The following is a 13628-nucleotide window of genomic DNA, read 5'->3' on the forward strand; positions in this document are numbered from 1 at the left end:
CCTCGTCCTTCGAGACGCCCGCTTCGCGGGCTCCTCAGGATGAGGCTCCCTTGCATCGGTGTTCGCTGAAGCTGCTGCCGCGTACGCAGACCTCATCCTGAGGGCCCGCCGGAGGCGGGCGTCTCGAAGGATGGCCGCAGGCGAGCGTCCCGCCGTGCGTTAAGCCGCGGCCGATATCCCCGACGCCGCCTTGATCGCGTCGCGCGGCAGGGTGACGCGGACGACGGTGCCGACCTCGATCTTGGAGCGCAGCCGCATCGAGCCGCCGTGGAGCTGCGCCAGCGAGCGGGCGATGGCGAGGCCGAGGCCCGAGCCGTGATAGGTCTTGGTGAGCTGGCTCTCCACCTGCTCGAACGGGCGGCCGAGCCGTGCCAGCGAATGCGGTGCGATGCCGATGCCGGTGTCGGCGATCATCAGCACGATCCGGTCCTCGAGCTGCCGGCTGCGCACCACGACGCGCCCGCCGTCGGGCGTGAACTTCACCGCATTGGAGAGCAGGTTGACGATGATCTGCTTGGTGGCGCGGCGGTCGGCGACGACGGAGATGGATTTTTCGATGTCGGCGTCGAGCGTGATGTGCTTGTCCTGGGCCCGGCCGGTGACGACCCGCAGGGATTCCGCCAGGGTTCGCGACAGGTCGAGCTGTTCCAGGTCGAGCTTCATGCGGCCGGCCTCGATCTTGGACATGTCGAGGATGTCGTTGATGACCTCGAGCAGATAATGGCCGCTGGTCAGGATGTCCTGGCAATATTCCTGGTACTTCTCGCTGCCGAGCGCGCCGAACATGCCCGAGCCCATGATCTCGGAGAAGCCGATGATGGCGTTGAGCGGCGTGCGCAGCTCGTGGCTCATATTGGCGAGGAATTTCGACTTGGTCTGGTTGGCTTCCTCGGCGCGGGTCTTCTCGCGCTGGTACTTCTCGGCGAGATCGGCGAGCTCGACGGCCTGGCGCTCCAGCGCCGCCTGCGAACGCTTCAGGTCGATAACGGTGGCGCGCAGACGCAGATCGTTGTCGACCAGCTTCTGCTCGTGCTCCTTGATGCGGGTGATGTCGGTGCCGACCGAGACGTAGCCGCCGTCCTTGGTGCGGCGCTCGCTGATGTGGAGCCAGCTGCCGTCGTCGAGCTGCGCCTCGAAGGTGCGCGCGCCCGGGCCTTGGGCGACGGTCTCGTTGTGGCGGGTCCGCACCTCCGGCATGCGGCCGACCTCGAGCACGGTCTCGTAGGAGGTGCCGGGGATGACGGCGGTCTCGGGCAGCTTGTGCAGGCGCTGGAAGTGCGAGTTGCAGAGCACGAGGCGGTCGCTCGCATCCCACAGCACGAAGGCTTCCGGAATCGTCTCGATGGCGTCGCGCAGGCGAAGGTCGGCTTCCACCGTCCTTTCGGCGAGGCTCTTCTGCTCGGTAATGTCGACGGCGATGCCGATCAGGTGGACGCTGGAATCGGTCGCGCCGCGGGTCTTCTCGCAGCGGACGCGGAGCCAGATCCAGTGGCCGTCGACGTGCTGCATGCGGAAGGTCTGGTCGATGTGGTCGATCTTCTCCGAGATGAGCTGGTCGGCGATCGCGAACAGGTCGATGTCGTCGGACTTCACCAGCGCGTTGACCTCGCCGAAAGTGAGCAGCTCGTGGCGGCCGTCGAGGCCGAGCATCGAGAACATCGATTGCGACCAGAAGATCCGGCCGCGCGACAGGTCCCAGTCCCAGAGGCCGCAGCGGCCGCGGTTGAGCGCGGTGTCGATGCGGCCGCGCACGGCGTCGTTGATGAGGTCGCCCTCGCGGGCGCGGGTGGACTGCCAGTGGAAGGCGAAGCCGAGGATCAGGACGACGAATCCCGTGGTCGCCGACAGCGTCACCGAGAGCGCGGCGTCCGAGCCCCAGATCGGCTCGTTGCGCTCCTGGATCACGGTGACGAAGCCGGGCAGCGACTTGATCTGCCGCGAGGTCGCCATCGCGGCATTGCCGCTCGGCAGCGTCATGTCGGAGATGTTGCCGTCGCGGGTCGGCGCCGCGAGCAATTGTGCCGTCGTGATGGCATCGAGCAGACGGTCGTTGCCGGAAGGATCGCTGTCGACCGGGACGCGGGCGAGGACGCGGCGGTCGATCCCGGCCGAGGTGACGATGACGTGGCGGCCCGAGGCCATGCCCCAGGACGGGATCAGGTCCGGCAGCAGCGTGGGCAGGCCGTCGATGTTCTTGAGACGCTCCTGCCGCACCGAGGTGAGGCGGTCGATGCGGTCGGCCAGCAAATCGGCGAGCGCCGAGATGTCATGGCGGATCACCAGCCGCTTCTGACGAGTCTGGTCGACCACCTGGACGAACGCGCCGAGGCAGATCGTGATCAGGAAGGCGATGATGAGCGTCGGCACGGCGCGACGAAGCGCCGGCTCAGCGATCAAGAGCCGATGGTAGGCAGGTTTCGCGATCGATTGCGCCAATCCCTTGATCGAATCGGATTGGACGCACGCGTTCGCGGCGTCTGCACGCGACATGCCTTCGGCCCCCTGAAAACCAGCTTGCAACTGAAGTCCGGAAGCAGCCCCACATCGCTTCCGAATCACAGCGATTTGAATCCAGTTTTCGCGGGCTGTCGAGAGTCAACGAATCGTTAACGCGAAATTATTCTTATCCAATGCGCAGTTTGTGCGCCGCGCGTCCGCAAAGTCACGGGCGGAAGGAGTCCGAAACGAGAACGTGTGACTCTTCGCGCATTGTTCGTCTCGTTTGCCTCGTCACGCGCGCGGCGGTTCGGCGTGACTGATCACGCGCTTCACGCTCGGGAACGCGCGCCGCAGCGCGCGCTCGATCGCGTCGACATGCTCGTGCACCTTGGTCACGCTCATCGACGGTGTCGCGCGGCAGTGGAAGTTGACGATCTCGCCCGCATCGGTGTTGCGGACCCGGACATTGTGGATGTCGTGGATCTCGCCGCCGCCGGCAAATTCCGCCAGCGCGGCGGCGATCGTCCGCACCCTCTCGGGCGTGGCGTCGACCCCGAACGGAAGTTCCGGTTCCAATGGCTCGATATGGACGTCGACCTCGACGTCCTCGCCGAACTCCTCCTGGATGTTGCGCTCCAGCGTGTTGGCGATCTCGTGGGCGGCCTCCAAGTGCATCCCGCCATCGACCTCGAGGTCGATGCTGACGATCAGCTTGGCGCCGAGATCGTGCACCGTGACATGGTGGACCGCGAGCCCCGAATTGCGCGCGATCACCATGATGCGGTCGCGCACGGTCTCGTTGTCGCGCGCGACAGGGACGGGGGTGAAGGAAAGGTCGGCATCCCCGAACGCCTGGTCGACGGCGGCATGTGCCTTGCGCTTGATCTCCTCGACCCGGTCGATCGGATAGGTTCTCGGCACCTTTGCAATGGTGTCGATGAAGGTGGTCGCCCCGACCATGCGCACGCGCAAGCGCTCGACGTCGATCACTCCCGGCACGCTGCGGATAGCGGCCGTGGCCTTCTCCTGCGCGCCCTCGGGAGCGCGGTCGACCAGCGTCTGCACCGTCGAGCCCGCCATGCGCAGGCCGAGCGCCGCGATCATCACCGCGACCGCAGCGGCCGCCGCGGCGTCGCCCCACCAGAAGCCGAGGCCGGCGAGGATCAGGCCTACGATCACGGCGAACGAGCCCATCACGTCGGAGGCGAAATGCAGTGCGTCGGCGGCCAGCGCCTGGCTCCGCGTCTCGCGCGCGGCGCGGTGCAGGGCGCGGGCGCGCCAGAGATTGACGATGATGTCGATCACCAGCACGACGAAGGGCACGGCCGAAATGGTCGGCGGCGGGGTTCCCTCGCTGAGCCGGCTATAGGCCTCGACCAGGATGCCGCCGGCGAGCACGTAGAGCAGGGCGGTGACACCCAGCGCCGAGATGCTCTCCAGCTTGCCGTGGCCGTAATGGTGCTCCTCGTCCGCGGGCTTGTCGGACACCCGCACCACCGCCCAGGTGATGATGGTCGCGACCAGGTCGATCGAGGAGTGCAGGGCCTCGGAGATCAGCGCGAGCGAGCCGATCGCGATCCCGACCGCGAACTTGGCCACCGCCATGCCGCCGCTGGCGAAGATCGAGATCGCGGCGACCGAGGTCTTGTTGTGCTGGGAGGTCATGGCGGGGATTTAGCAGGGCGGGGGTGAACATCAAGCGGCGATCCACAGAAGTAGTCGCAAGTGAGTTGCAGGAGCGATCTAACTCGTGCACCGCCCTGTAGAGTGGGCAGAGCAAAGCGTGCCCACGTATCCTTCGCGACCGAGAGAGGTGGTGGGCACGGCGCAAATGCGCCTTTGCCCACCTTACGAGACCGACGCTGGATCGACGGCTACGGCACCGCGACCACGATCTTCCCGAGATGCCTGTTCGCCTCCATGTGCTCGAACGCCTGGTCGATGTCGGCGAATGCGAACACCTTGTCGATCGGCAGCTGCAGCTTTCGCGACTCCACCGCGCCCCAGATGTCCTTGCGGACCTCCTCGAAAATCTCGCGGACCTCCTCGATGGTGCGGGTGCGGAAGGTGACGCCGACATAGTCGATCCGGCGCGCCGCATGCAGGTCGAAGTTGAAATCGGCATGGGTGCCGCCGAGCCGGCCGACATTGACGATGCGGCCCTTCACCTTGGTCGCGGCGAGGTTCTGATTGGCGACCTTACCCGAGACCTGGTCGACGATCAGGTCGACGCCTTCGCCGCCCGTCGCCTTCAGGACCTCGTCGACCCATTTGGGATCGGAGCTGTCGACTGCGAGATCGGCGCCGTACTCCTTCAGCCGGCCACGGCGGGTGGCATCGGTGGAGGAGCCGATCACGAGCTTGGCGTCCTTGAGCCTGGCGATCTGCATTGCCATCAGGCCGACGCCGGAGCTCGCACCCTGGATCAGCACGCTCTGGCCCGGCTGCACGCCGCCGACGGTGACGACGGCGTTGTGCATGGTCGCGAGGGCCACCGGAAGCGTGGCAGCCTCCTCGAAATTCATGTTCGAGGGCGCGTGGAACAGCCGGCCGTGATCGGCCAGCGTGTATTCGGCGAAGGCGGCGCTGCCCGAGCCCATGACGCGGTCGCCGATCTTGACGCCCTTCGCATTGGGCCCGAGCTCGGCGACCTCGCCGGCCCATTCCATGCCGAGCACGGTGCCGACACCGCCAGCCGCGCCATGGGCGTGACCCCTGCGCATGCCGGTGTCGGCCCGGTTGAGCCCGCAAGCGCGGACCTTGACGAGCACCTGCGTGCCCTTGGGCTTGGGTTGAGCGACGTCGGAAATCCGAGCGCCGTCAGGGCCGTAGACATAAGCCTTCATGAATTGCTCTTGCCTCTTGCGGTGACTATTCGGCCGCCTCGCGTTGCGGCTCAACGATCATTCCCTCCAGCCGGCCGCGAATGATCGCTTCTGCCTCGCGCACGATGCGGGAGACGAGCTCGGCGCAGCTCGGGATGTCCTGAATCAGGCCCTGGACCTGGCCGGCCGACCAGATGCCTTCGTCGGAATTGCCCGTGGCGTAGACCATCTTGCCGCGGGCGCCCGCGACGAGCTCGCGGATGTCCTCGAACTTGGCGCCTTCCTTCTCCATCGCGACCACCTTGGTCGATATCGCGTTCTTGGCGACGCGCGAGGTGTTGCGCATGGTGCGGAAGATCAGCTCGGTCTCGCGTTCGTCATTGGCGACGATCTTCTCCTTGATGAGCTGGTGGATCGGGCTCTCCTTGGTCGCCATGAAGCGGGTGCCCATGTTGATGCCGTCGGCGCCCAGCGCCAGTGCCGCGACGAGGCCGCGGGCATCGGCAAAGCCGCCCGAGGCGATCATCGGGATCTTGACCTTGTTGGCGGCGGCCGGGATCAGGATCAGGCCGGGCGTGTCGTCCTCGCCGGGATGGCCGGCGCATTCGAAGCCGTCGATCGAGATGGCGTCGACACCCATGCGCTCGGCCGAGAGCGCGTGGCGCACGCTGGTGCATTTGTGCACGACCTTGACGCCATGCTTCCTGAACTCGTCGACATGCTCCTGCGGCTTGTTGCCGGCGGTCTCGACCACCTTGATGCCGGCCTCAATGATGGCGGCGCGGTATTCGGCGTAGGGCGGCGGCTTGATCGCGGGCAGAATGGTGAGGTTGACGCCGAATGGCTTGTCGGTGAGGTCGCGGCAGCGCGCGATCTCCTTGGCGAGATCCTCCGGCGTCGGCTGGGTCAGCGCCGTGATGAAGCCGAGCGCGCCGGCATTGGCGACGGCGGCGACCAGCTCGGCGCGGCCGACCCATTGCATGCCGCCCTGGACGATCGGGTGCTCGACCCCGACGAGTTTGGTGAACCGTGTCTGCAGCATCGTCTGTTTCCCCCTGGGATGGCCCGCAGGCTCTGTTGTCGGTTGATGCTGCAAGGATGCCGCCCGGGGTGGGAAAAGTCTATCAGCGGGGCGTGCAGTTCAGGCGGGGTGTGGCATGCGGGGGATGAGAAGATTCCGCGAGGCGGATAATTTGGGCGCAACGATCGTATGTGACGACGCCACTCGAGCTCGTGTCCCGGACGCGCTGCAACGTTCTTCACGTTGCGGCGCCGAGCCGGGACCTACGCATCCGCCGCGGCACTGCGTCCGGGGCACTGACAAGTAGTCTGTAGCAAGGTAATGGCCCGCTGCCGGACTTCGCCTACTGCGCCGACAGCCGCACCATCTGGCGGCCGCCGTTCATTTCCTTGAGGCGGTTGACGAAGTTTTCCGGGCGTTGCCAGCGGTTGGGGACCTCGAGGCCCATGAACTCGGCGATGTCGCCGATGAAGCCGGTGCAGTTGACGGTCTCGGCGTTCCACACCGGCGAGCTCGCCTGCAGTTTCTTGATATAGGCGAACACGCGCTTGGCGTCGGCCTCGTTCAGATAGACGCGATAGCTTGCGGTCAGATATTCCGGATCGAGATCGCCGTAGCTGGCGCCGGTCTCGGACGGCACGAAGGTGATGTGGCCGAGCACGTAGGCCAGCGTGTCGCCGGCGGGCGTGAGGCCTGCGACCTCGACCGCCTTCTCGCTGGTCTTGCCGTACCAGACGAAGGCATGACCCCAGCTCGCGGCCGTGCGGGCACGGAAGTCGACGTAGTAAGGACCTTTCTCCACGCGCGCGACGGAGCGCCGCGTCGATTGCGGCGCCGGCCGCGACGTGGAGTCGGTCGTGGCAAGCGCATTGGCATCGCCAACGCGCTTGTTCGCTTCGTGCGCCGAAGCCGCGGGCATCAGGCACGCGATCATCGCCGCGAGCGCGAGCCCGGCAAGAATGCAGGATCCCGATCGATCAGGTTTGTTCGTCACGCTGTGCCCCTCGACTGCCGGCCGCTTATGCTGGTCTTGCGCGCATCGCGCCGGCGCGTCAGTAGCGCGCCGCGACCGGGCCGGGTGCCTTGCCGATCGGAGCCTTTCCAACCGGGCTCTTGCCAATCGGCATCTTTCCGATCGGCGCCTGCTCAGAATAGACCGGCACGGGCTGGCGGCGCGGCAGGTCCGCAGCGTTCGCGGCCGTCACCAGAGCAAGCGTGGCACCCAGAGCAATTACAATCTTCTTCACAGTGATACCCCTAGAAGGTTTGGCCCAAACACGGCCATGCCGTGCCCCCAGACACGCCTTACAGAAGGGCGGCCGAATGCGTCCAAGTTGCGGCGCACGCGGGACATGTTGGCGGCTTATGTCTGACGCGCGCAGATGTGATTTGTTCGGATGTTTCGTACGGCGCGGTGCAGGTTTCCAGGCAACGCCTCACCCGATCCGGTTCAGATTATTCCTGATCGTCGCGAAGATGCCGCCGATGTCCTTGCGCAGCGCATCGAGCGCGTTGAAATTGTCGAACACGCGCGCGAGGCGGTCTTCGACCTCGCGCTTGCTCTTGGTGAGCGCGTCGACGCGCGATGCGAGGGTCACTCCGGCGTTCGCCTCGATCTCGCCGACGGTCCTGGCGAGGAGATCGCGGATGGCCCCGACCTCTGCGATCATGGACTCGATGCCGAATACCGGCGCCTTGAGCGGAACGAGGTCGGCTTGCGCCTTCGACAGCTCCGTCTTGAAGGCGTTCAGCGTCGCCAGCGTCTCCTGCAAGGCGCCGAGGCGCTGGCGCGACTGGAGCACGAATTCGTTCAGCGCGTTCTGGCGGTCTGCGAGGGATGTGCCGTCGGCGTCCGTCTCGGCCTCGGCGAGCGCGCGCTCGATCTGGCCCCGGCGTTGGCCGAGCTCCTCGAAGTCGAGCCTAATGTTCTTGAGAATGTTGAAGCTGTCGTCGATGCGGGCGAGGCGCTGCTCGATCTCGATCTTGCCCTTCGATAGTGTCTCGACACGCGCGGCAAGCGGCGTCTCGCCGCTGGTTTCGAGTTCGTCGATGGTCTTGGCGAGACGATCATGGCTGAGACTGAGCTCGCCGATCAGGGCGTTGATGCCGGTGTCCGGGGACCGCAGCGGCGCCAGCTCGGCGTGGGATTTCGCCAGATCCTCCCGGAATTGAGTCAGGGTCGCAAAGGTGTCCTGGACCGCGTTCACCCGCCCCAGCAACGCCGAGACGTCGCGCGCGATGTCCCTCTGCCGGTCGGCGAGGTTGTTCCTGCGGTCGTCGGTTTCGAGGTCGTGCAGCGAGCGTTCGAGCTGGTTCTGGCGGTCGCGGATCTCGGTGAAGACGGGCTCGACCGCACGGCGCTGCTCGGCCACCTTGCCGACCATCTCGCGCAGATGCTGCTGGCGACGGCGGATCTCGGCGAGCTGGTCGTGCATGTCGGCGGACTCGTTGCGGCCCTGCTGCAGCAGCGCGCGCTGCTCGGTCTCGCCGAGCTTGTCGTGGAGCGCGGAGACCGCCTCCCGCGGATCGCTCTCGATCAGGTGCTGGACCGTGGCGTCGAGGTGGCTTTGCAGGGCGTGGGCGACGACGACGTCCTCGCGGGTCTTCTTGAGGCGCTCGCGCAGGGTGTCGAGGCGCCGGTCCTGGCGCGACAGCCGCCAGACGGAAGCGCCGATCAGCGTCAGCGCCAGCGCGGCGATCGCGCCGGCTGCGACGCGCTGCGGCGTGGGCAGGCTGGCGAACCAGGCGGGCAGCTGACTGACGTCGTATCCGAACGCCTGCTGGGCGAAGATCGCGGCGACGGCCAGCAGGCCGAACCAGGCAACCAGGAAAAACAGCCACATCGTGAATTCCTCACGCCGGCACACATTTCCGCCATGATTGCCAACAGCGGAACTGGGCGCAAGGGGCCGGCGGGGCGTCGGCTGCGCGTGGAGGCACAATCCCCAACTGGCCGCATCAAGCCGATGGCCCTGGGACAATGAAAGGCTGTAGGGACTTCCGGAAGTGGGAAATCCCTGGATTGGACCTGGCTGTCGCGGCAGTCGCCGACCCGAATCGGCGCGCCTTATTTCCCTAGGAAGCTCGAGCGTATCTTGTCGGCGAACCAGACGACGAAGATCGCAGCGAACGCGAGGGCAAAGTACAGAGCCGTCCACAGAAGGGCATTACCGGCAGTCGTCATGGCATCCTCCCTTGCATCAGAACTCGGTCTTCTACCGGTAAGGATAGTGGCGGCCGCGACGGTGTGATTTGCGCAGGATCAATTTTGCCGCGCTGCAGCAAGGACAGCGCGTGGTTCGCGAGCGCGCCTGCCAAAGACTGGCTACAGCCGAAACTCGTTGGTGAGCTCGCCGATGCCGTCGATCGCGACGGTCACCGTGTTCAACTGCTCCTTCATCACGCCGACGCCGACCGAGGTGCCGACGGCGATGAGATCGCCGGGAAGCAGGGTCATGTCGTGTGAGATCCTGCTGACCAGCTCCTGCGCCGAGAAGATCATGTCGGAGATCGGGTAATTCTGCCGCTCCGCGCCGTTGAGGATGGTGCGGACCGTGAGCTTGGCCGGATCGAGGCCGGTGGCGATAACGGGACCGAACGGACCGTAATCGTCGATGCCCTTGGCGCGGGCCCATTGCGGGAAGGTGGGATCGCTGGTCAGGATGTCGTTGGCGGTGATGTCGTTGACGCAGGTGTAGCCGAAGACGAAGCTGTCGGCTTCGTCAGGCGAGACGCGGGCGCAGGTCCTGCCGATGACGATGCCGAGCTCGCCCTCATAGGTGGTCTTGCCGTCGTAGTAAGAGGGCCGGCGGATCACGGCGCCCGGCGTCGTGATGCTGGTGGTGGCCTTGAGCAGATAGAGTGGCTCCGGCGGCTCGGGCTGGTTCAGCTTGGCGGCGAGCGCGTGAAAATTATTCCAGAGCGCGACGATCTTGCTGGGGGCGCATGGCGCGAGCAGCTCGACCTCCGACAGCGCCAGCGTCTTAGCCGTGGCGGCGTTGCGGCCGAACATCTCGCCCTCATGCACGCTGATGCCTGACGGGGTCAGCATGCCGAAGCCGGTCGTGCCGGCGTGGCGGAAGCGCAGCCACCTCTTGCTCTCGCCGGCCATCACGCCACCGCCAATGCGCGCGGATCCGCCGGCGCCGAGACGCCGTCATAGAGGCCGGCAATGCGGGCGCGCTGGGTCACCATCGCCAGCACCGAGTCGAGCGCGGGCGTCGGGATGCCGGTGAGGCGACCCATCTCCTGCACGACGGTGACGAGCGGATCGATCTCCATCGGGCGGCCGCGCTCGAGGTCCTGGAGCATCGAGGTCTTGTGCGCACCGACCTTGCGGGCGCCCTCGATGCGGCGCTCGACGTCGACGCGGAATTTGACCCCGAAGGTCTCAGCGATCGCTTGGGTCTCCATCATGATCGCGCGCGACAGCGCACGCGTGGAGGGGTCGGTGCAGATCACGTCGAGCGTCGCGTGCGTGAGCGCGCTGATCGGGTTGAAGCAGACATTGCCCCAGAGCTTCAGCCAGATCTCGTCGCGGATACGGTCGAGCACCGGGGCCTTCAGCCCGGCGGCGACGAACAGATCGGCGAGCCGCTGCACGTCATCGGTGATCTCGCCGGAGGGCTCGCCGAGCGGGAAATTGTTGCCGTAGACGTGGCGGATCACGCCGGGCGCCTCGATCTCGGTGGCGGGATAGACGATGCAGCCGATAGAGCGCTCGGCGCCCAGCTCGCGCCACTGCCGCCCGCCGGGGTCGATGCTCTCCAGCGTCGCGTTCTCGTACTGACCGCCGTGCCTGTAGAAATACCAATAGGGGATGCCGTTGACCGCGGTGACGATGCGGGTGTGGGGGCCGAGCAGCGGCTGCATCGTCTCGATCACGCCGGTGATCGAATGCGCCTTCAGCGTAATGATAATGTAGTCCTGCACGCCGAGCTCGGTCGGATCGTCGGAGCAGCGCGGATGCACGACGTGCTTCTCCTCGCCCGCCAGCAGCGTCAGGCCGCGCTCGCGCATTGCGGCAAGGTGCGCGCCGCGTGCGATGAGGCTGACGTCGGCCCCTGCCCGCGCGAGCTGAACCCCGAGATAGCCGCCGATCGCGCCGGCGCCGTAGATGCAGATCTTCATGAATTCCTCGCGGGGAGAGCAGAAGCCGGAATTTGGGACGAAAGTTCCGGTCCGGCTCGGAAGGATCCGAGCCGGGGCCGGCAGTCGCAGGGGAAATGTGCGTCGTTCAGGCGGCCGCTTGCGGCGTGCCGTTGAGGGCCTCGTCGACGGCGGCGGCGATGTCGCGCATGCTGATGACGGAGACGAGGCTGTAATCGTCGATGACAGGCAAGTGGCGGATGTGGTGCCGGTTCATCCGATGCCGGACGTGCTCGATCGTGTCGCTCGAGCTGCAGGATACCAGCTGCTGTACCGAGACGAGCTGCGAGACCTTGACGTTGACGGCGTTCGCGCCGTGCTCGGCGACGGCGCGCACCACGTCGCGCTCGGTGAACATGCCGACCGCGGTGTTTCCTTCCGAGCGGACCACGTCCTTGACCACCAGCGCGCTGATGTTGTTGGCGCGCATCAGCTTGGCGGCGATACCCACCGTCTCGTTCATTCGCACCGTGACAACGCGCGGCGTCTTCTTGCGCAGAATGTCTCCGACCAGCATTGCAACCTCCCTGGGTGAGTGTTGCGAGAAGTGTGGTATACATAATGCCAATCGTCAAGCGCGGGATTTGGCCGGTCCGAAAAATCTTGCGACAGCGATCCTGACGTTTGTCGCCGCGACAAATAGAAAGGGGCGCCGCACTGCGCCCCTGTCTTGTCGAGCAAACACGTGTGGCGGTTACGCCGTCTCGGTCTTGGCGCTGCCGGTCGCCGCCGGGGTGCTCTCGGCTTCGTTGCCGAGGATGAAGGCGCGGCGCAGCGGCTTGATCACGAATAGCGCCATCAGCGCCGCCGTCGCGTTCAGGGCCACCGCGACCACGAACACGGCCTTCCAGCCATAGGCCGCCGAGATCACGCTGGCGAGCGGGACGAGCAGGGAGGCGGTGCCCTTCGCGGTGTAGAGCATGCCGTTGTTGGTGGTCGCGAATGTCGAGCCGAAGGTGTCGCCGCAAGTCGCGGGGAACAGCGAGTAGATCTCGCCGAACACGCCGAAGTAGATCGCGGTCGCCAGCACGAAGACCGACGGGATCTGGCCGTAGGCCGACAGCGTCAGGAGCATCAACGCGGCGGTGCCGAAAGCGATGAACATGGTGTGCTCGCGGCCGATCGTGTCGGAGACGAAGCCGAAGAACGGGCGGCCGAAACCGTCCAGGATGCGGTCGAGCGAGATCGCGAAGGTCAGGGCCGCCATCTGGAAGCCGGCGAGCGTGACCGGCGTGTCGGCGATCTTGAAGTCGTGCGCGATCGGGGCGATCTGCGCCGCCGTCATCAGGCCGCCCGAGGCGACCATGACGAAGACGAGATACATCACCCAGAAAACAGGGATGCGCAGCACCTGCGGCGGCGTGAAGTCGATCCTGGTCTGCGGCAGATTGAGCTGCTTCTTCTTCGGCGGGATCGACAGCCGCGGCGGCTGGATGAAGAAGGCGAGCACGAACACGATCACGCCCTGGCCGATGCCGAAGGAGAGGAAAGCGTGCTGATAGCCGCTCGATGCGATCATGCTCGCGATCGGCACGATGGTGAGCGCGGCGCCGGCGCCGAAGCCAGCAGCGGTGGCGCCGGCCGCGAGGCCGCGGCGGTCCGGAAACCATTTCAGCGCGTTGCCGACGCAGGTGCCGTACACCGCGCCTGCACCCATGCCGCCGATGATCGCGGCTGCGTAGAGCAGGGTGAGGGAATCGGCCCAGGAGTTGAGGATCCAGGACAGCGCGATCATCACGCCGCCGAACATGACGACGATGCGCGGGCCGTATTTGTCCACGAACCAGGCTTCGACCGGCACCAGCCAGGTCTCGGTGACGACGAAGATGGTGAAAGCGAGCTGGATCGCGGCGCGTCCCCAATGATGGGCCGCATCGATCGGATCGACGAACAGCGTCCAGCCATATTGCAGATTGGCGATCATCGCCATGCAAACGATGCCCATGCCGAGCTGGAGCCAGCGGAAGCCGGTGCGAAGAGGCGCAGCCGTGACGGCGCCGTCCGAGCTGGAAATCATCTAGAACCTCCCAACGCGCCCGATTGATTGCGATGCAGGATTGCAAGACGACCTGATGTCGCAAATATTGTGGCTTATCGTCGCAGGGCGCTAACCGGAGATTGGTATGCAATATTCCAGATTGCAAGCCCTAACTTGTACGACTTCGGCATGGCCTGAGTTCCAGCCGCGATCCCTC

Annotated in this window: 11 protein-coding genes; all 11 read right to left on the reverse strand. The window is 65.9% G+C overall.

Annotated elements, in window-relative coordinates:
* Positions 1-159: 159 nt before the first annotated feature.
* The gene (locus K410_RS0113940) at positions 160-2490 is read right to left on the reverse strand and encodes a PAS domain-containing sensor histidine kinase (RefSeq protein ID WP_028135447.1); all 2331 of its coding nucleotides are present in this window, start codon (positions 2488-2490) and stop codon (positions 160-162) included.
* A 240-nt stretch (positions 2491-2730) separates the two neighbouring features.
* Positions 2731-4104, reverse strand: coding sequence for a cation-efflux pump (locus K410_RS0113945; protein WP_028135448.1), 1374 nt, complete (start codon positions 4102-4104; stop codon positions 2731-2733).
* Positions 4105-4313: 209 nt separating this feature from the next.
* Positions 4314-5285, reverse strand: coding sequence for a zinc-binding dehydrogenase (locus K410_RS0113950; RefSeq protein WP_028135449.1), 972 nt, complete (start codon positions 5283-5285; stop codon positions 4314-4316).
* A gap of 25 nt (positions 5286-5310) precedes the next feature.
* The gene (locus K410_RS0113955) at positions 5311-6306 is read right to left on the reverse strand and encodes an NAD(P)H-dependent flavin oxidoreductase (protein ID WP_028135450.1); all 996 of its coding nucleotides are present in this window, start codon (positions 6304-6306) and stop codon (positions 5311-5313) included.
* Positions 6307-6628: 322 nt separating this feature from the next.
* A complete protein-coding gene (locus K410_RS0113960) occupies positions 6629-7279 on the reverse strand; it encodes a hypothetical protein (RefSeq protein ID WP_028135451.1) in 651 nt (216 codons plus the stop codon).
* Between the two features lie 58 nt (positions 7280-7337).
* The gene (locus K410_RS0113965; RefSeq protein WP_049820038.1) at positions 7338-7538 is read right to left on the reverse strand and encodes a hypothetical protein; all 201 of its coding nucleotides are present in this window, start codon (positions 7536-7538) and stop codon (positions 7338-7340) included.
* A gap of 183 nt (positions 7539-7721) precedes the next feature.
* Positions 7722-9128, reverse strand: a complete 1407-nt coding sequence (locus tag K410_RS0113970; RefSeq protein ID WP_028135453.1) for a hypothetical protein — start codon at positions 9126-9128, stop codon at positions 7722-7724.
* A gap of 482 nt (positions 9129-9610) precedes the next feature.
* Positions 9611-10396, reverse strand: coding sequence for a fumarylacetoacetate hydrolase family protein (locus K410_RS0113980; protein WP_049820039.1), 786 nt, complete (start codon positions 10394-10396; stop codon positions 9611-9613).
* Positions 10396-11415, reverse strand: a complete 1020-nt coding sequence (locus K410_RS0113985; protein ID WP_028135455.1) for a 2-dehydropantoate 2-reductase — start codon at positions 11413-11415, stop codon at positions 10396-10398. The genes K410_RS0113980 and K410_RS0113985 overlap by 1 nt, the downstream gene beginning before the upstream one ends.
* Positions 11416-11521: 106 nt before the next feature.
* Complete coding sequence (locus K410_RS0113990) at positions 11522-11950, reverse strand: CBS domain-containing protein (protein WP_028135456.1); 429 nt, start codon at positions 11948-11950, stop codon at positions 11522-11524.
* 177 nt (positions 11951-12127) lie between these two features.
* Positions 12128-13450, reverse strand: a complete 1323-nt coding sequence (gene oxlT / locus K410_RS0113995; protein ID WP_028135457.1) for an oxalate/formate MFS antiporter — start codon at positions 13448-13450, stop codon at positions 12128-12130.
* Positions 13451-13628 lie beyond the last annotated feature (178 nt).

The organism is Bradyrhizobium sp. 22 (assembly GCF_000482425.1).
Classification (GTDB): Bacteria; Pseudomonadota; Alphaproteobacteria; order Rhizobiales; family Xanthobacteraceae; genus Bradyrhizobium; species Bradyrhizobium japonicum_B.